The following is a 17200-nucleotide window of genomic DNA, read 5'->3' as shown; positions in this document are numbered from 1 at the left end:
ATGCAGTATACCTGCTAACCAAACACTAACAATCCACCGTAAGTCCTTGCCCCTATTCAGTTTCGTTGCGTCGCACCATGGGCAGCGGAAGGGGCACCGGGTACAGTGCCGGCGCATGTTCGTCTCCATTCCGTCCCGTCAGAAACCGTCGGTCCGCTGGGCCACACCCACGCTGGCCATCGTGTTGCTGGCCGCGTTTGTCTGGGCGTGGTTGCAGGGCGGTGCCGCGCAAGGCCACCTGCGGACCGAGTGGGGTGCGCTGACCGGGGGCATGGTCGCGCCGGAGGTCTGGTTGGCGTCGCTGCAGCGCGGCACAGTCCTGCGGTTCTTCACTGCCTTGTTCCTGCATGCCGACTGGGCCCATCTAGCGGGCAACCTGGTGTTCCTGCTGATCTTCGGCCTGCCGGCCGAGCGCGCGATGGGGGCGTGGCGCTTCCTGCTGCTGTTCCTGATCGGCGGCGCCGTCGCCAACGTGGCGGCGGTCCTGAGCATCGACGCGCCTGATCGGGTAGTGATCGGCGCCAGCGGGGCCGTCTCCGCGGTGATCGGCGCCTATCTCGCCCTCTTCCCGACCGCCCAGCTGGGCGTGGTCGTGCCGCTGGGGTTGTTCTGGGAAGTGGTCAAGGCGCCCGCCTCGGTGCTGATCGGCGTCTGGGCGTTGCTGCAGGTGGTGTTCGCCTACACCGGGCCGACGTTCGGCACGGTGGCATGGCCGGCGCATATCGCCGGCTTCCTGTTCGGCGTGGTGTTCGCGCTGTTCGTGCGCGCCGCCATCGCCCGGCGCATGCGCAAGCGCCAAGGATATTGAAGGCAGGAGTGAGGGGGGAGGAGTGAGGAGTGAGGAACGGCTGCCCGCTCTCGCTCACTCCTCACTCCTCTCCCCTCACTCCTATAATCGCCGCATGAAAAGCACGCTCTACAAGATCACCTTCCACAACCACACCAAGGTCTACGAGCTGTACGCGCGCAAGGTCGCGGCCAGCGGCCTGTGGGGCTTTACCGAAGTCTCGGATCTGGTGTTCGACGTCCACGAGGGCCTGGTGGTCGACCCCACCGAAGAGCGCCTGCGCGACGAGTTCGGCGGCACGCGCGTATTGCACCTGCCGATGCAGAGCATCATCCGGGTAGAGGAAGTGGAGCGGAAAGGCCAGTCGGCGATCCGCGACGCGGCCACCGGCGAGAAGGTGGTGACGCCGTTCCCGATGCCGGCCAAGCCGCGCTAGGCCGCGTTTCGCCGGCACGTTCCGCACGCGCTTCGTACGCGCGTGATCGCTTATATGATGGCGCTTCACGCACGGGGCACCGGGATGTCCACCTCACAGCTGTCGGTCTATTTCTTCCTGCAGGCGGGCCTGATCATCCTGGCGTGCCGTCTGGTCGGGAAGCTCGCCCAGCGCATCGGACAGCCGCAGGTCGTGGGCGAGATGATCGCCGGCGTGCTGCTAGGGCCGTCGCTGTTCGGCGCCGTGCTGCCCGACGCGCAGGCGGCGCTCTTCCCGAAGGCCACGCTCGACATGCTCTACGTGGGCGGCCAGGTGGGCGTGGGCATGTACATGTTCCTGGTCGGCACGGAATTCCAGGCGGCGCACATCCGCTCGCGCTATCGCAGTGCGATGGCGGTGTCGTGGGCCGGCATCGCAGTGCCCTTCGTGCTCGCCTTCGCCTTGGCGCCGTGGCTGCAGCATGTACCGGGGCTGTTCGCCGACAACGCACGCTTCCTCGAAGTCGCGCTCTTCCTCGGAGCGGCGATCGCGATCACCGCGTTCCCGATGCTGGCGCGGATCATCCAGGAGCGCGGCCTGGCCGGTACGCCGCTGGGCACGCTGGCGCTCACCGCCGGTGCGATGGACGACGCGGCGGCGTGGTGCATCCTGGCCATCGTGCTGGCCAGCTTCGGCGGCAGCTGGAACCAGGCGTGGCTGGCGATCGGCGGCGGCATCGCCTACCTGGCCTTCATGTTGCTGGCCGGGCGCCGGCTGCTCGCGCCGCTGGGCGCGCAGGTGCCCGCCGACGGGCCGTTGCCGACCTCGGTGTTCGCGTGGGTGATGGCGGCGTTCTTCCTGTGCGCGTGGGCGATGGACGCCATCGGCATCCACGCGGTGTTCGGCGGTTTCATTCTCGGCATCTGCCTGCCGCGCGGTGCGCTCACCGACCGCCTGCGCGAGCGCCTGCAAGGCATGGTCGTGTTGGTACTGCTGCCGCTGTTCTTCACCTATTCCGGTTTGAAGACCCAGCTGTCGGTGCTGCTCGACCCGGCCATCCTGGTACCCGCCATCGCGATCCTGCTCGCCTCGTTCGGCGGCAAGGCGATCGCATGCTGGGCGGCGGCGCGGCTGTCGGGCGAATCGCCGCGCGATGCGAAGGCGATCGGCGCGCTGATGAACGCGCGTGGCCTGATGGAACTCATCATCATCAACATCGGCCTGCAGGCGGGCCTCATCAAGCCCGGCCTCTTCACCATTCTGGTGATCATGGCGATCGTGACCACGCTGATGGCCACGCCACTGTTCAACCGGATCATGCGCGACCGCCACGCACCCGGTATGACGGCGACCGGCGCACCGCCGGCCTGATCCGCGCTCAGCGCGCGGTGGCGGCGGGTTTTGCGCGCGCGGTGGTGGCCAGCTTCTTCAGTTCCGCCAGCGCCGTCTTGATCGGTGCTTCGCCGTCGAGGACGTCGCCCGGCGTATAGCCGGCCTGGCCTTCGTCGTCGCCGCGCAGGTGGCCCGGCAGCGTCGCTTCGGTGATGTAGAGCTGGCCATCCTGGCCTACGACGGCATCGGGCGTACCGCCTTCCGGCTTGACCACCACGTCGGGCACGATACCGCTGGCCTGGATCGACTTGCCGCTGGGCGTGTAGTAGCGCGCCGTGGTGAGCTTGACCGAGTCGCCGTTGTCCAGCGGCAGCACAGTCTGCACCGAGCCCTTGCCGAACGTCCGGCTGCCGACGACACGCGCGCGGTCGTTGTCGCGCAGCGCGCCGGCAAGCACTTCCGACGCGCTTGCCGAACCGGCGTCCACCAGCACCACGACGGGTGCGCCACGCAGGCGGTCGCCCGGCGTGGCATCGAACTTGGAATCGCTGATCGACAGCCGCCCCCGCGTGCTGACGATGTTCCCCTTCTCGAGCAATTCGTCCGCCACCTGCACGGCCGCAAGCAGCAGGCCACCCGGATTGCTGCGCAGGTCGAGTACCAGGCCACGCAGCGGGCCCTTGGCCTGCAGCGCGTCGAGCTGCTTCTGGAAGTCGGCGGCGGTGTCGGTCTGGAACGCGCTGATGCGCACGTAGCCATAGCCGGGCTCCAGCACGCGGCCGCGCACGCTGGTCACGCGGATCGTGTCGCGCACCAGGGTGACGTCGAACGGCTTCGGGGTGCCTTCGCGCACGATGGTCAGGGTGATTTTGCTGCCGGGTGCGCCGCGCAGCGGTTCCATGCCGTCGTCGGCGCTGATCGGCTTGCCGTCGATGGCGGTGATGAGATCGCCGGACTTGATGCCCGCCTTGGCTGCGGGCGTGTCGTCGATCGGCGACACGACCAGCAGGGTGCGGTCGGGCTGCTGCTGCAGTTCCACGCCGATGCCTTCATAGGCGCCGCTGGCCTGCTCGTCGAATGCGTCGGAATCCTGCTTGTCGAAGTAGGTGCTGTGCGGATCCAGGTCCAGCAGCAGGCCACGGATGGCGGACTGCATCAGCTTCTTGTCCTCCACCGGCTCCACGTAGGCTTCCTTCACCGCATTGAACACGGCGACGTAGCGGCGGATCTCGTCCAGCGGCACTTTCGACGGCGCGTTCTCGGCGGCATCCGGATCGTCGCTGGGCGCGACCACTGGCGGTCCGTCCGGCGTCGTTGCCTGCTGTTGCGCCAACGCGGGCAGGGCCGCGAGCAGGGCGACGGTCAGGAGGGCCGAGGGAAGACGCTGCAGCATGCAAAGGCTCCGGGTGGGGCTTGGATGGACTCCGCGAACGACCGCGAAGTTCACCCGGATTATGCGTGAAGCCATGCAGGGCGGATGTTCAAGCCCGGTTACGGCCGCCCGCGTCGTTCATCGCCGCTGCAGCCACGAGGACGGATCGACCGGCTGGCCGTTGCGACGCAGTTCGAAGTACAGCGCGGCCTGTCCCTGCCCGCCCGAGGTGCCCACACGAGCCACCGCGTCGCCGCGCTTCACCCGGTCGCCGCTGTCCTTCAGCAGGCTGTCGTTGTGCGCGTACAGGCTCATGTAGCCGTTGCCGTGGTCGAGGATGAGGATCAGCCCGTAGCCGGTCATCCATTCGGAAAACACCACGGTCCCGTCCGCCACCGCGGTGACCGTCGTGCCTGCCGGCGCGCCGATCAGCACGCCGGTGCTGGCGCGGCCATCCGGCAGGCGACCGCCGTAGCGGGCCAGCAGGCTGCCCGACACCGGCCAGCCCAGGCCCCCGACCTTCAGCGCGGGCGCCGAGGCCACGATCGGACGCGGAGCGGCGTCGCGCGGGGCGCGGTTGCCGCCGCTGGTGCCTTCGCGCTTCTTCGCGGCCGCGGCTTCAGCGGCGGCTCGGCGTGCGGCGGCGCGGCGCTCGGCTTCGGCGCGCGCGGCGGCGGCACGCAGGTTGGCCAGCAGGCGCTCCAGCGTACGCGCGTCCTGGCCCAGCGCCTTCTCCTTCGCGGCGCGGTCCTGGTAACGCTCGTCCAGGTCGGCGACCAGGCTGGCACGCGTCTTCCGGTCCTTCTCCAGCTGCGCGACTTCATTCCGCTGGCGCAGGCGCGCGGCGTCGAGTTCGGCGCGTCGCGCGGCGATCTCGCGTTCCACGTCATCCAGCGCCGCCAGGTCCGTGGTCAACGTGTCGATCCGGCGCGCCTGGTCGCGTTGCACATAACGGTGGTACGCCAGCAAACGGTTGGCGTCGGCCACGCGGTCCTGCGACAGCAGCACCTTCAGCGGCGCGTCCTCGCCCTGCTGGTAGGCCGCGCGGACCAGCGCGGTCAGCTGTCCGCGCTGTCGCGCACGTTGCGCCGTCAGCATGTCGCGTCGCTGCTGCAGCTCGGCCAGGGCAGCGGTCTCCTTACGCATCGCCGCCTCCGTTTCGGCCAGCGAACGCGAGGTGCGGCCGACCTTCTCGTCGGCCTCGCGCAGCCGGCGCGAGGCGGCGCCGCGTTCGCCTTCCAGCTTGCGGCGTTCCTGTGCGATCGATTTCAGTTCGCCGCGCACGCGCTCGAGCTTACGCTCGGTCTCGCGCGAGGTCTGCGCCGGCGCGGAGGCAGCCGCGACCACCGCCAGCACAGCGGTGGCCAGCGCGATGCGCCAGCGCGGCGCCATCAGCCGGCGATCAGCGTGCGGCCGCTCATGTCGGCCGGTTGCGGCAGGCCGAGCAGGTCGAGCAGCGTCGGGGCGACGTCGCGCAAGGCGCCACCGCTGCGCAGCGTCGCGGTGCGTTCGCCCACGTAGACCAGCGGGACCGGACCCACGGTGTGCGCGGTGTGCGGTTGGCCGGTTGCGGGGTCCCGCATCATCTCCAGGTTGCCGTGGTCGGCGGTGATGATCAGCGCGCCGCCCGCGGCACGCACGGCGGCATCGACTTCGCCGATCGCCTTGTCCACCGCCTGCGCGGCCAGGATCGCCGCCTGCAGGTCGCCACTGTGGCCGACCATGTCGGGGTTGGCGATGTTGCAGATGATCGCGTCGAACCGGCCCGAGCCGATCGCCGCCACCAGCTTCTCGGTGAGTTCGGGACAGCTCATTTCCGGCTGCAGGTCGTAGGTGGCGACCTTCGGGCTCGGCACCAGGATGCGCTCCTCGCCGTCGAACACGTCCTCGCGGCCGCCGCTGAAGAAGAACGTCACGTGCGCGTACTTCTCGGTTTCGGCGATGCGCAGCTGGGTCAGGCCGTGCTCGGCCAACAGTTCGCCGAAGGTCTCGCGCAGGTCGTCCGGCGCGAACGCCACCGGCGCCGGCAGCTTGGCGTCGTATTCGGTCAGGCAGACGAAGCGCGCGAGTGCCGGCACGCGTGCCTGGAAGCCGTCGAACGCCGGCGACACGAACGCCGCCGTCAGCTGGCGCGCGCGGTCGGCGCGGAAGTTCATGAACACCACCGCATCGCCATCGGCCATCGGCTGCGCGCCGTCGATCACGGTCGGCAGCACGAACTCGTCGTTCTCGCCGCGCGCGTATGCCGCCTCCAGCGCGGCCACGCCGCTGGAGGCATGGTGCTCGCTCTTGGCTTCGACCATCGCGTCCCACGCCAGCCGCACGCGATCCCAGCGCTTGTCGCGGTCCATGGCGTAGTAGCGGCCGCTGACTGAGGCGATGTGCGCGTTGCCGAGCTTGGCGCAGAGGTCCTGCAGCGCACGCAGGCTGGGTTCGGCGGACTTCGGCGGCGTGTCGCGACCGTCGAGGAAGGCATGCACCGCCACCCGCGGCACGCCCTGGCGCTTGGCCAGGTCGAGCATCGCGAAGATATGCAGTTCATGGCTGTGCACGCCGCCCGGCGACAGCAGGCCGAGCACGTGCAGGGTCTTGCCGTCGGCCTTGGCGGCGTTGCACGCGGCCACCAGTTCGGCGTTGGCGAAGAAACTGCCGTCTTCGATGGCGGCGTCGATGCGGGTCAGGTCCTGGTAGACGATGCGACCCGCGCCCAGGTTCATGTGGCCCACTTCCGAATTGCCCATCTGCCCGTCCGGCAGGCCGACATGGCGGCCTTCGGTGTGGATCAGCGTATGCGGCGCGGTGGCCAGCAGGCGGCGCCAATTCGGCAGGTCGGCCTGCGCCAGCGCGTTGTCGGTGGGATCTTCACGGTGTCCCCAGCCATCCAGGATCAGCAGCACGACGGGCTTGGGACGCTTCACGGATGCGGCAGATGCGGACACGGCGGGATTCCAGTGACTTCAGGCAGGTGACGATTGTAGCGAAGCATGGTGCCATCCACTCCGGCACGGCGGCGTTTAAACCGTCCGCCACGCCGGTGCATCAGACCGATACGAGACCACCCAAGAGGCAACCCCATGATCCGTCCCCGCACCGCCCTGCTGCTGACCCTGGCCCTGGCCGCCACACCCGCGTTGGCCCAGCAGGAAATCTCCAAGGTCAACGGCAGCATCACCGCCGAAGCCGGCCAGGCCTATGGCGACCTCGACACCGTCAACGGCTCGATCCGCGTGGCCGACGGCGCCACCGCCGAGGACGCCAGCACCGTCAACGGCAGCATCAATGTGGGCGACAAGGCGCGCGTGGCGTCGCTGGAAACCGTCAACGGTTCCATCCGCGTCGGCAAGGATGTACAGGTCCGCAAGGACGTCGAGACCGTCAACGGCAGCATCTTCACCGACCGCGGCACGGTGGTGGGCGGCAACATCGACACCGTCAACGGCGCGATCGGCCTGGTGGAAACGCAGCTGGCCGGCGGCATCGAAACCGTCAACGGCGACGTCACCGTCGGCATCCGCTCGCACGTGAAGGGCGGCATCAGGGTGGAGAAGCCGCAGGGCTTCCGCCTGAACGTCAAGCGCGACCCGCGCATCATCGTCGGCCCCAACGCCATCGTCGAAGGCCCGCTGGTGTTCGAACGCCCGGTCACGCTGTATGTGCACACCAGCGCCAAGATCGGCCCGGTGACCGGCGCCACCGCCAAGTCGTTCAGCACCGACACTGCGCCGGCCGAGTAAGCGCGAACCGCGGGACACGGCACAGGCCGGCCCGCGGCCGTGACGCTAGAATCGGGATTCCTTTCGTTGAGGAATCCCGATGTCCCGCAAGTTGATGCTGGTGCTTGCCGCCACGGCCGCACTGGCCGCGTGCAAGCGCGAATCCGAAGCTCCGGCGCCCGCGCCCGAGGCCGCCACCCCGCCCGCCGCGGCGCACACCTTCACCGCCGACATCACCGAAGGCGACTTCGGCGATCTGGTGAAGACGCTGTCCTCGGATGAATTCGAAGGCCGCGGCCCGGGCTCCGTGGGCGAGGAGAAGACCGTCGCCTACCTCGAAGCGCAGATGAAGCGCATCGGCCTGCAGCCGGGCAACAACGGCAGCTACTTCCAGGACGTGCCGATGGTGGAGACCACCGCGGACGAATCCGCCACCACGCTGAAGCTGACCACGGCCAAGGGCGCGCGCGACCTGACCTTCGGCACCGACTACGTCATCGGCACCCGCACCGGCCAGACCGAGGTCAAGCTCGACGCCAGCGAGTTGGTGTTCGTCGGCTACGGCGTGGATGCACCGGAGCAGCAGTGGAACGACTACGCCGGCCAGGATTGGACCGGCAAGACCGTGGTGATGTTCGTCAACGACCCGGGCTTCCATAGCAAGGACGAGACGCTGTTCGGCGGCAACCGCATGACCTACTACGGCCGCTGGACGTACAAGTTCGAGGAAGCCGCGCGCAAGGGCGCCGCCGCCGCGCTGATCGTGCACGACACCGCCGGTGCGAGCTACGGCTGGGACGTGGTGAAGAACTCCTGGGCCGGCCCGCAGTACGACCTGCCGGCCAAGGACGACCCGGAGAAGCGCATCCCGCTGCAGGGCTGGCTGAGCGCCGAGGCCGCCAAGCAGCTGTTCGCCGATGCCGGACTGGATCTGGACGCGGCCTACGCCAATGCCGGCAAGCGCGGCTTCAAGCCGGTGCCGCTGAAGGCGCAGGTATCGGCGTCGCTGAAGAGCCGCATCACCGAGAAGACCTCGCGCAACGTCATCGGCGTGCTGCCGGGTGCCAGCAAGCCCGACGAAGCCGTGCTCTACATGGCGCACTGGGACCACCTGGGCAAGCACGAGGGCGATCATGCCGATAAGAGCGGGGGCGACAACATCTTCAACGGCGCGGTCGACAACGCGACCGGCGTGGCCGGCATCCTGGAGATCGCCGAGGCGTTCGCGCACCAGGATCCCAAGCCCGCGCGTTCGGTGGTGTTCGTGGCGGTGACGCTGGAAGAATCCGGCCTGCTGGGCTCCAAGTACTACGTCGCCCACCCGACCTTCCCGCTGGACAAGATCGCCGGCGTGATCAACCTCGACGCGATGAGCGTGGGCGGCAAGTCGCGCGACTTCGTCGTCACCGGCAAGGGCAACTCCGAGCTGGAGGACATGCTGAAGGTCTACGCCGACCAGCAGGGCCGCGTGCTCACCGAGGAAGGCAACCCGGCCGGCGGCTACTACTTCCGCAGCGACCACTTCAACTTCGCCAAGGCCGGCGTGCCGGCGCTGTACGCCAAGGGCGGCAACGACCTGCTGGACGGCGGCGTCGACGCCGGCAAGGCGGCGAGCGAGGAGTACGCCAAGCGCTACCACCAGGCCACCGACGAGATGCACGCCGGCTGGAAGCTGGATGGCGTGGTGCAGGACCTGCAGGCGCTGTACGGCGTCGGCAAGGATCTGGCCGTCGCGGACAAATGGCCGAACTGGTACGAGGGCAATCCGTTCAAGGCGGCGCGCGACAAGATGCGTCCGGCAGCGCCCGCGGCGAAGTAAGCCACGCGCTCAGCTGCAAACGAAGACGGCGCCGAAAGGCGCCGTTTTCTTTTGCGCGTGGCCCTGCGATCGACCGGCCATCTCTCCTGTGGGAGCGACGTAAGTCGCGATGAGGCGACCCGTCATCTCTCCTGTGGGAGCGAAGTAAGTCGCGATGAGGCCTTACCGATGACCCATCGCGACTCACGTCGCTCCCACACCCTCTTTCCATCGCCCCCTCACCCCCGCCCTCTCCCCGGCGCCGGGGGAAAGGGGGCAGAAGCATGGACGGCTACCCGGCGCCCGCACTACCCTGCCGCATCCTCGGGAGGGAAACGTCATGTCCATCGCTTACTGGTGCATCCTGGTCACCGCACTGCTGCCGTACCTGTGGGTCTTCATCGCCAAGCGCTCGGGCGAGCGCTACAACAACCGCAACCCGCGCGCATGGGTCGCCAAGCAGGAAGGCAACTACAAGCTGCAGCGCGCCAATGCCGCGCACCTCAACGGCTTCGAGGCGTTTCCCGCGTTCGTCGCCGGCGTGCTGATGGCGCAACTGGCCGGTGTGCCGGCGGACACCATCACCCCGCTGGCACTGGGTTTCGTCGCCGCGCGCATCCTGCACGGCGTGTTCTACCTGGCCGACAAGCACTCCCTGCGCAGCTTCGTCTGGCTGCTGGGCATGCTGTGCGCGGTCGCGCTAATCGTGCTCGCGGCGATGCGGGTCGCCTGAGTCCGGTGTTCCTGGTGTCGGTGTGGACCTGGGTGTGGGAGCGACGTAAGTCGCGATGAAGCTTTACCGGTGACCCATCGCGACTTACGTCGCTCCCACACCAACACCCCCATCCACCGATGGCTAGCGCAGATCTTCTTCCCACCCGAACAACGCGAACGCCTTGCGGAACTCCGCATCGAGCGGCGCCACCGCCTCGATGCGCTCGCCCGTCACCGGGTGCGGGAACGACAACCGCACCGCGTGCAGCAACATGCGGTGCACGCCCTGCATGCGGAAGTGGCGGTTGTGGCGGCCATCGCCGTGGCTGGTGTCGCCGATCAAATGATGGAAGGCGTGCTTCAGGTGGCGGCGGATCTGGCGAAAGCGGCCGGTCTCCGGCTGGCACCGCAGCAGCGCGTAGCGTGAAGTGTCGAACTCGCCCGACGGCAACGGCAGCTCGCCGGTCGCCAGCCGCACGAAGCGCGTCAGCGCGGGCTTCTTCTCGGGCTTGCCCGGGCCGCCGTCGATGGCGTGGTCGACGATGAAATCCGGCTCCGGCCAGCCGCGGCAGACGGCCAGGTAGTCCTTCTCCACCTCGCGCGACATCAGCACCTTGCCCAGCGTGGAGGCGCTTTCGCGGTCGAACGCCACCAGCAGGCAGCCGCTGGTGGCGCGGTCGAGCCGGTGGATCAGGAAGATCGGCTTGCCGAACTGCACGCGCAGGCGGTCAGCAACGAAGTCCGTCTCGCCGCGCGCCAGCTTGCTGTCGTGCGCCATCACGCCCGCCGGTTTGTTGACCACCGCGATCTGCGCGTCCACGTACAGCACCGGTAGTGCACCGTCGTCCGCCGTCATTTCACCGTAATCCATGAATCTTCGTGCCTGCCAAATCTGCGAAACTCGCCCTTCGCCGCACGCGATGGACGCACGCGGCCCCGATGGAGGATTGAGGATGAAGTCACCCCGTTTCATTGTCGCACTCGGCCTGGCCGTCACGCTCGCCCTGGGCCTGCCGGCCGGCGCCGGCGCCGCTGCCGCGCTGCCGAAGGGCGTCGCCGCCGGCCCCAGCATCGAGGGCATCAGCGAGTACACGCTGGCCAACGGCCTGCGCGTGCTGCTGTTCCCCGACGCCACCAAGCCCACCGTCACCGTCAACCTGGTGTATGGCGTCGGCTCGGTGCACGAGAACTACGGCGAGACCGGCATGGCCCACCTGCTGGAGCACCTGCTGTTCAAGGGCACGCCCACGCAGTCGGACATCAGCGGCGAGATGAAGAAGCGCGGCATCGACTTCAACGCCACCACCGGCCTGGACCGCACCAACTACTTCGCTTCCTTCCCCGCCAACACCGACACGCTGGAGTGGGTGCTGAAGATGGAAGCCGACCGCATGGTCCACTCGAACGTCGCCAAGAAGGACCTCGACAGCGAGATGACCGTGGTCCGCAACGAGCTGGAAGCCGGCGAGAACAATCCCGGTGGCGTGCTGTTCCAGCGCATCCGCTCCACCGCCTTCCTGTGGCACAACTACGGCAACACCACCATCGGCGCGCGCAGCGACGTGGAAGGCGTGCCGATCGACAAGCTGCAGGCGTTCTATCGCCAGTGGTACCAGCCGGACAACGCGACGCTGATCGTCGCCGGCCGCATCGACAGCGCCGACGTGCTCGCCCGCGTGGCGCGCCATTTCGGCCCGCTGAAGAAGCCCGCCCGCGTGCTGCCGCGCTTCTACACCGCCGAACCCGCGCAGGACGGCGAGCGCGAAGTGACCGTGCGCCGCGTCGGCAACCTGCAGCTGGTCGCCGCCGCTTATCACACCCCGGCGCTCGCGCACCCGGACAGCGCGCCGCTCAGCGTGCTGGCCAACGTGCTGGGCCACACGCCCGGCGGCCGCCTGCACAAGACCCTGGTCGAGGCCAAGCTGGCCGCGGCGGCCGGGGCCAACGGCGAATCCATGCGCGACCCGGGCCTGCTCACCGCGATTGCCGTCGTGCCCAACGACGGCGATGCCGCCAAGGCCGAGGCCGAACTGCTGAAGCAGGTCGAACAGATCGCCGCGCGCCCGATCACCCAGCAGGAAGTGGACGAAGCCAAGCAGCGCATCGGCAACGCGTATGAGCTGTACTTCACCGACGTGAACGCGGTGGGCATGGGCCTGGCGGAATTCCAGTCCGCCGGCGACTGGCGCCTGCTGTTCACCAGCCGCGACGCGGTCGAGAAGGTCACCGCCGCCGACGTCAACCGCGTCGCCGCGGCCTATCTGAAATCCAGCAACCGCACGCTGGGCCGCTTCGTGCCCACGCCCACGCCGGATCGCGTGGAGATCCCCACCGCGCCGGCCGTGGCCACCCTGGTGGACGGCTACACCGGCCGCGCCGCGTTGAGTGCGGGCGAAGTGTTTGATCCGTCGCCGAAGAACATCGACGCGCGCACCCAGACCTTCACCCTCGGCAACGGCCTGAAGGTCTCGCTGCTGCCGAAGAAGACGCGCGGCGGCACCGTCATCGTCGATGCGAACTTCCGCTTTGCCGACGAAGCTTCGCTGAAGGGCCGCGAAGGCGCGGCCGGCATTGCCGGCGCGATGCTGATGCGCGGCAGCAAGACGATGACGCGCGAACAGATCGACCAGCGCCTGGAACAGCTCAAGACCCAGGGCAGCGTGGGCGGCAGCCTGCAGGGCGCGAGCATCGGCCTGCAGACGCGGCGCGAGCACCTGGCCGACGCGCTGGCGCTGGCCGCCGACGTGCTGCGCCACCCGGCGTTCCCGGAGAGCGAGTTCGAGCAGCTGCGCACGCAGGCGGTCACCGGTATGGAGGCCTCGCGCTTCGAGCCCGGCGCCATCGCAGGCCGTGCGCTGGCGATGTACTTCGATCCGTGGCCGGTGGGCCACCCGCTGCATGCCCGCACGCTGGACGAATCGCTGGCCGAGCTGAAGGCGCTGACGCTGGCCGACGTGCGCGCGTTCCATCGCGACTTCTACGGCACCGCCAACGGCGAGATCGCCATCGTCGGCGACTTCGACCCCGCGGCCGTGCGCACGCAGCTGGAACAGCTGTTCGTGGGCTGGACCCCGGGCAAGCCCTATGCCTCGATCCCCACGCAGTACACCGACGTCGCGGCCAAGCAGGCGCGCTTCGAGACGCCGGACAAGCCCAACGCCGTGCTGCTGGCGCGCCACAACCTGCCGCTGAAGGTCACCGATGCGGATTATCCGGCGCTGGTCGTGGCCAACCGCATCTTCGGCGGCGGCGCGCTGAAGTCGCGCCTGGGCGACCGCATCCGCCAGCAGGAAGGCCTGAGCTACGGCGTGTCCAGCGGCGTGCGCGCCGACGACAGCCTGACCGGCAAGGACGACGCCGGCAGCTTCAGCATCCAGGCCATCGCCGCGCCTGAGAACATGGCGAAGGTGGAAGCGCTGGTGCGCGAGGAGCTGGCCAAGCTGGTCAAGGACGGCATCACCGCCGAGGAACTGAAGGACGCCGTGGCCGGCACGCTGACCGAGCGCCAGCAGGCGCGCGCCGAGGACGGCACCGTTGCCGGCATGCTGACCGACCAGCTGTTCTACGGCCGCACCATGCAGTTCACCGCCGACCTGGACGCGAAGTACGCCGCGCTGACGGTGGACCAGGTGAACGCCGCGATCCGCAAGCACCTGAAGCCGGACGCGCTGAGCGTGTTCCTGGCGGGCGACTTCGCCAAGAAGGCCGGTGCGCCGGCGGCGGCGCCCGCGAAGTAAACCCCACGACGTGACACGGAACGGCCCCGCAAGGGGCCGTTTTCGTTTTCGCGCTCGCAAAGATCCTTTCCCGCACAGATGTTCCCTCTCCCCGCGTGCGGGGAGAGGGTGCCGAAGGCGGGTGAGGGGCGAACGGAGTGGCGGCGCACAACGCGCCCGTCCTGTTGCCAGAAGCGGCCGCGACGACACATCCCGCGTGACCGACCATCGCGCCCGCCGCTCATCCGCCCCCGTATCAAGTACGGGGCAGGCGCTCCGGGCACCCTCTCCCCGCCGCGCGGGGAGAAGGGAACGCATTGCGAGCTCCCATCTGTCTCACATTGAGCGCCATCGGCAAGGCTCGGAAAGCCATCGATGGAGCCCGGAGTGTGATCGATGGCCTTCGGAGCACCATCGATGGAGCTCGGGAGCTCCATCTGTCTCACATTGAGCTCCATCCGCAAGGCTCGAGAAGCCATCGATGGAGCCCGGAGTGTGATCGATGGCCTTCGGAGCCCCATCGATGGAGCTCGGGAGCTCCATCTGTCTCACATTGAGCTCCATCCGCAAGGCTCGGAAAGCCATCGATGGGGCTCGGAACGTGATCGATGGCCTTCGGAGGCCCATCGATGGAGCTCGGGAGCTCCATCTGTCACACACTGAGCTCCATCCGCACGGCTCTGAAAGCCATCGATGAGGTTTGGCACTCCATCATGCTCACCTCGAGCCTCGCCTGCGAGCTTCAAGCGCCAGCGCGGATCTACGGCAGCCGCAGCGTCGCCAGCAGCGGGAAGTGATCGGACGGATAGCGTCCGCCCCACCGCGTGGTGATCGAGGTGATCGATTCCAGCTGCACGCCGCGCACGAAGATCCAGTCGATGCGGCGGTCCGCGGTGCCGGTGAACGCGTGGAAGGTGGCTTCGCTGCCCTCCACCCGCGGCGCGGTGGTCCACGCATCCTGCAGCGTTTGCGCAAGCACGGCGTGCACCTGGCTGTCCGGCGCCGTGTTGAAGTCGCCGGTCAGCACCACCGGCACGCCAGCGGGTAATGCGGCGAGACGGCGCGCGATCGCCTGTGCGCCCTTCACGCGTGCGGCTTCGTCCTGCTCCCGGTAGGGCAGGTGGGTGTTGAACAGGTAGAAGCGCTTGCCGTCGCTGCGTTGCTCGAACAACGCCCACGTCACCATGCGCGGGTAGAGATGGTTCCAGGTGATGCTGCCCGGCACGTCGGGCGTGTCGGACAGCCAGAAGTCGCCCGACTCGACCACCTTCAGCCGGTCCTTCCGGTAGAACACGCCCATGTGCTCGCCCCCGCCATCGGCATTGCGCCCACGGCCGAACCACGCGTACTCGGGCAATTCGCGCGCCAGGTAATCGGCCTGCGACTTCACCAGTTCCTGCAGGCCGATCACGTCGGGCTGCTGCTCGCGCAGCATGCGCACCGCCAGCGGCTTGCGCGTCTCCCAATAGTCCGCGCCATCGCTCTCGGCCGGCAGGCGGATGTTGAAACTCATGACGCGCAGCGGCGCGTCGGCGGCGAGTGCCTGCCATGGCAACATGCAGGCCAGCAGGAGGATGAGCAAGCGAGGGATCACGGGCATCTCCGCGGGTGGGGCCCGCATTGTCGCGCAGGATCGTGTCTGACGATGGGGCGCCTGTCGGTTGCGACGGCTGCCGGAAACACAGGCGACGCCACGGGCGCTATCCTGCGGATGAATCGGGGCCATGACACGGGGCGGAGCCATGCGGAAGACACGCGGGAGCCACTGGCTGCGCCGCCACACCACCGTGGATGACCTGCTGGACGATGGCGTCGAGAACGACAGCGACGTGAAGGCTTTCAGTGAGGGCGCGCCGCCCGAACCGGGGCCCGCGGCCGACATCGTCCAACGACAGCGCGCTGCCTACGCCAGCGGAGAGCGAGCTCACGCAGCATCCAACGCCCGCCGAGCCCTACGTCGATCAAGAAGTCTCTGGGGCGCCGGCACCGGCCTCGCATGCATCGTCGCGGGCACCTTGCTCATCCTGCATCCGGTGGCCATGTGGGTTTCGCACCCCGGCATGAAGCGCGCCTGGCCACTGATGGAGCGGGTGAGCGAGGAAGGCTCCATGCTTTATGGCGCCGTCCTCGTTCTTTTTGGCGCCGCATTGTTCGCGTTCTCGCTGTTCATGCCGCGCGGGCCCGACTGAAGACGCGCGCGGTTCAGGCGGAACGCCGCTGCCCCTCGTGCTCGCCTTCCGCGATCTCCTCGACCAGCTTGGCGCAGAACGCGGGCAGGTCGTCGGGCGTGCGGCTGGTGACGAGGCCTTTGTCGACGATGACTTCGTCATCCTTCCAGGTCGCGCCGGCATTCTCCAGATCCTTGCGGATGTTCGGCACGGACGTGACGGTGCGACCTTGGAGCACGTCGGCGTTGGCGAGGACCCAAGGGCCGTGGCAGATCGCGCCGACCGGCTTGCCGGCTTCGAAGAAGCCACGCGTGAACGCTAGCGCCTGCTCATCGACGCGCAGCGCATCCGGGTTGAACAGACCGCCGGGAATGACCAGCGCGTCGTAGTCCTGCGGCGAGACATCCGACAGCACGTGATCGACGTCGATCTGGTCGCCCTTGTCGAAGTGCTTGAAGCCCTGGATGCGGCCGCTTTCAAGCGAGACGATGTCGACCTCGGCCTGGTGCTCGCGCAGGGCGCGCAGCGGTTCGGTCAGTTCGGATTGCTCGAAGCCGTTCGTGGCGAGGATGGCGACGCGTTTTCCGGTCAGATGGCTCATGGCGTACTCCTGGGGGAAGAAGAGATCCCACCCTAGCCCCCACCATGCGCACGACGCGCGAAAGAATCGTTGCGAGCGTGTCAACGCGCCTGCACGCCATGCTTCAATGGCATACCTGTTCATCATCGGAAGACTGACGATGGGGATTCGCCCGAGCGTCGTGCTGCGCAGCCTGCTGGCGCTCGCGCTGGCCATTGTCGCCGTGCCGCTGGTGAACCTGGCCGGCGGCGAACTCTCGGCGCTGCTACAGCTCCCGCCCGGAGGCGATGCGCGGCTGGCCTACGACCTGCTGTGGGTGTGCCTGGCCGGTGTCGCGGGCAGTGCGCTGATGGTCGGCGTGGCGGCGGTGGCGAAGACCGCGCATGCGTGGGCGCTGTTCGTGCTCTACCTGGCGCTGGACCTGTACGTGACGGTGGTGGCGTGGGACGACTTCCCGCGCTGGTTCACCCTCGCCTGCCTGCTGACGCTGCCGCTGCAGGTGTGGCTGGGCTGGTGGCTGGTCGTGAAGCGAGGAACGAGTGCGGAGGAGTGAGGAGTGAGGAGTGACGAATGAGCGAAAGCGCGAGCGCCTTTACTCACTCCTC

At 68.4% G+C, this 17200-nt stretch carries 14 protein-coding genes and 1 pseudogene; 9 read left to right on the top strand and 6 right to left on the bottom strand.

Translation table 11 applies throughout. The features are described from left to right. Window positions 1-115 precede the first annotated feature (115 nt). The 3 genes from AC23D6_RS00915 to AC23D6_RS00905 all read left to right on the top strand — a co-directional run bounded on the left by AC23D6_RS00915 (window position 116) and on the right by AC23D6_RS00905 (window position 2573). Window positions 116-808 (top strand): rhomboid family intramembrane serine protease, encoded by a 693-nt coding sequence (locus tag AC23D6_RS00915; protein WP_487750984.1) that lies wholly within the window; start codon window positions 116-118, stop codon window positions 806-808. Between the two features lie 94 nt (window positions 809-902). Next, window positions 903-1223: a DUF1820 family protein gene (locus AC23D6_RS00910; protein ID WP_487750983.1), complete on the top strand. Its 321-nt coding sequence runs from the start codon at window positions 903-905 to the stop codon at window positions 1221-1223. Window positions 1224-1307: 84 nt separating this feature from the next. Further along, window positions 1308-2573, top strand: coding sequence for a cation:proton antiporter (locus tag AC23D6_RS00905; protein WP_487750982.1), 1266 nt, complete (start codon window positions 1308-1310; stop codon window positions 2571-2573). Between the two features lie 10 nt (window positions 2574-2583). On the opposite strand, the pseudogene AC23D6_RS00900 reads toward AC23D6_RS00905, so the two are convergent. From AC23D6_RS00900 to gpmI, 3 genes and pseudogenes are all read right to left on the bottom strand, one after another. Next, window positions 2584-3927 (bottom strand): annotated as a pseudogene (locus AC23D6_RS00900) (S41 family peptidase); the annotation flags it as partial. Between the two features lie 117 nt (window positions 3928-4044). Continuing rightward, window positions 4045-5298 carry a murein hydrolase activator EnvC family protein gene (locus AC23D6_RS00895; protein WP_487750981.1) on the bottom strand — a complete coding sequence of 418 codons (1254 nt, stop codon included), beginning with the start codon at window positions 5296-5298 and terminating at the stop codon, window positions 4045-4047. Further along, entirely contained in the window at window positions 5298-6845 is a 1548-nt protein-coding gene (gene gpmI / locus AC23D6_RS00890) for a 2,3-bisphosphoglycerate-independent phosphoglycerate mutase (protein ID WP_487750980.1), read from the bottom strand. Before gpmI ends, AC23D6_RS00895 begins: the two co-directional genes overlap by 1 nt. A 138-nt stretch (window positions 6846-6983) precedes the next feature. Here gpmI and AC23D6_RS00885 point away from each other — a divergent pair, with 138 nt between their 5' ends. The 3 genes from AC23D6_RS00885 (at window position 6984) to AC23D6_RS00875 (ending at window position 10150) form a co-directional block, all read left to right on the top strand. Next, the gene (locus tag AC23D6_RS00885; protein WP_487752536.1) at window positions 6984-7640 is read left to right on the top strand and encodes a DUF4097 family beta strand repeat-containing protein; all 657 of its coding nucleotides are present in this window, start codon (window positions 6984-6986) and stop codon (window positions 7638-7640) included. A 79-nt stretch (window positions 7641-7719) separates the two neighbouring features. Then, window positions 7720-9438, top strand: coding sequence for a M28 family metallopeptidase (locus AC23D6_RS00880; protein WP_487750979.1), 1719 nt, complete (start codon window positions 7720-7722; stop codon window positions 9436-9438). A gap of 319 nt (window positions 9439-9757) precedes the next feature. Further along, window positions 9758-10150 (top strand): MAPEG family protein, encoded by a 393-nt coding sequence (locus AC23D6_RS00875; RefSeq protein WP_487750978.1) that lies wholly within the window; start codon window positions 9758-9760, stop codon window positions 10148-10150. A 123-nt stretch (window positions 10151-10273) separates the two neighbouring features. Here the strand turns inward: AC23D6_RS00875 and AC23D6_RS00870 are convergent, their stop codons facing one another. Then, window positions 10274-11002 (bottom strand): pseudouridine synthase, encoded by a 729-nt coding sequence (locus tag AC23D6_RS00870; protein WP_487750977.1) that lies wholly within the window; start codon window positions 11000-11002, stop codon window positions 10274-10276. 82 nt (window positions 11003-11084) lie between these two features. Here AC23D6_RS00870 and AC23D6_RS00865 point away from each other — a divergent pair, with 82 nt between their 5' ends. Then, complete coding sequence (locus tag AC23D6_RS00865) at window positions 11085-13868, top strand: M16 family metallopeptidase (protein ID WP_487750976.1); 2784 nt, start codon at window positions 11085-11087, stop codon at window positions 13866-13868. A 739-nt stretch (window positions 13869-14607) separates the two neighbouring features. Here the strand turns inward: AC23D6_RS00865 and AC23D6_RS00860 are convergent. Then, complete coding sequence (locus AC23D6_RS00860) at window positions 14608-15405, bottom strand: endonuclease/exonuclease/phosphatase family protein (RefSeq protein ID WP_487752535.1); 798 nt, start codon at window positions 15403-15405, stop codon at window positions 14608-14610. Window positions 15406-15589: 184 nt separating this feature from the next. Between AC23D6_RS00860 and AC23D6_RS00855 the strand changes: the two genes are divergently transcribed. After that, window positions 15590-16036, top strand: a complete 447-nt coding sequence (locus AC23D6_RS00855; RefSeq protein WP_487750975.1) for a hypothetical protein — start codon at window positions 15590-15592, stop codon at window positions 16034-16036. A gap of 13 nt (window positions 16037-16049) precedes the next feature. On the opposite strand, the gene AC23D6_RS00850 is transcribed toward AC23D6_RS00855, so the two are convergent. Then, window positions 16050-16616 (bottom strand): type 1 glutamine amidotransferase domain-containing protein, encoded by a 567-nt coding sequence (locus AC23D6_RS00850; RefSeq protein ID WP_487750974.1) that lies wholly within the window; start codon window positions 16614-16616, stop codon window positions 16050-16052. 139 nt (window positions 16617-16755) lie between these two features. Between AC23D6_RS00850 and AC23D6_RS00845 the strand changes: the two genes are divergently transcribed. Continuing rightward, on the top strand, window positions 16756-17148 hold the full coding sequence (locus tag AC23D6_RS00845) for a hypothetical protein (RefSeq protein WP_487750973.1): 393 nt from the start codon (window positions 16756-16758) through the stop codon (window positions 17146-17148). Window positions 17149-17200 lie beyond the last annotated feature (52 nt).

This window comes from Pseudoxanthomonas sp. G3 (assembly GCF_057654715.1).
This window is presented reverse-complemented; position numbering and strand designations above follow the sequence as displayed.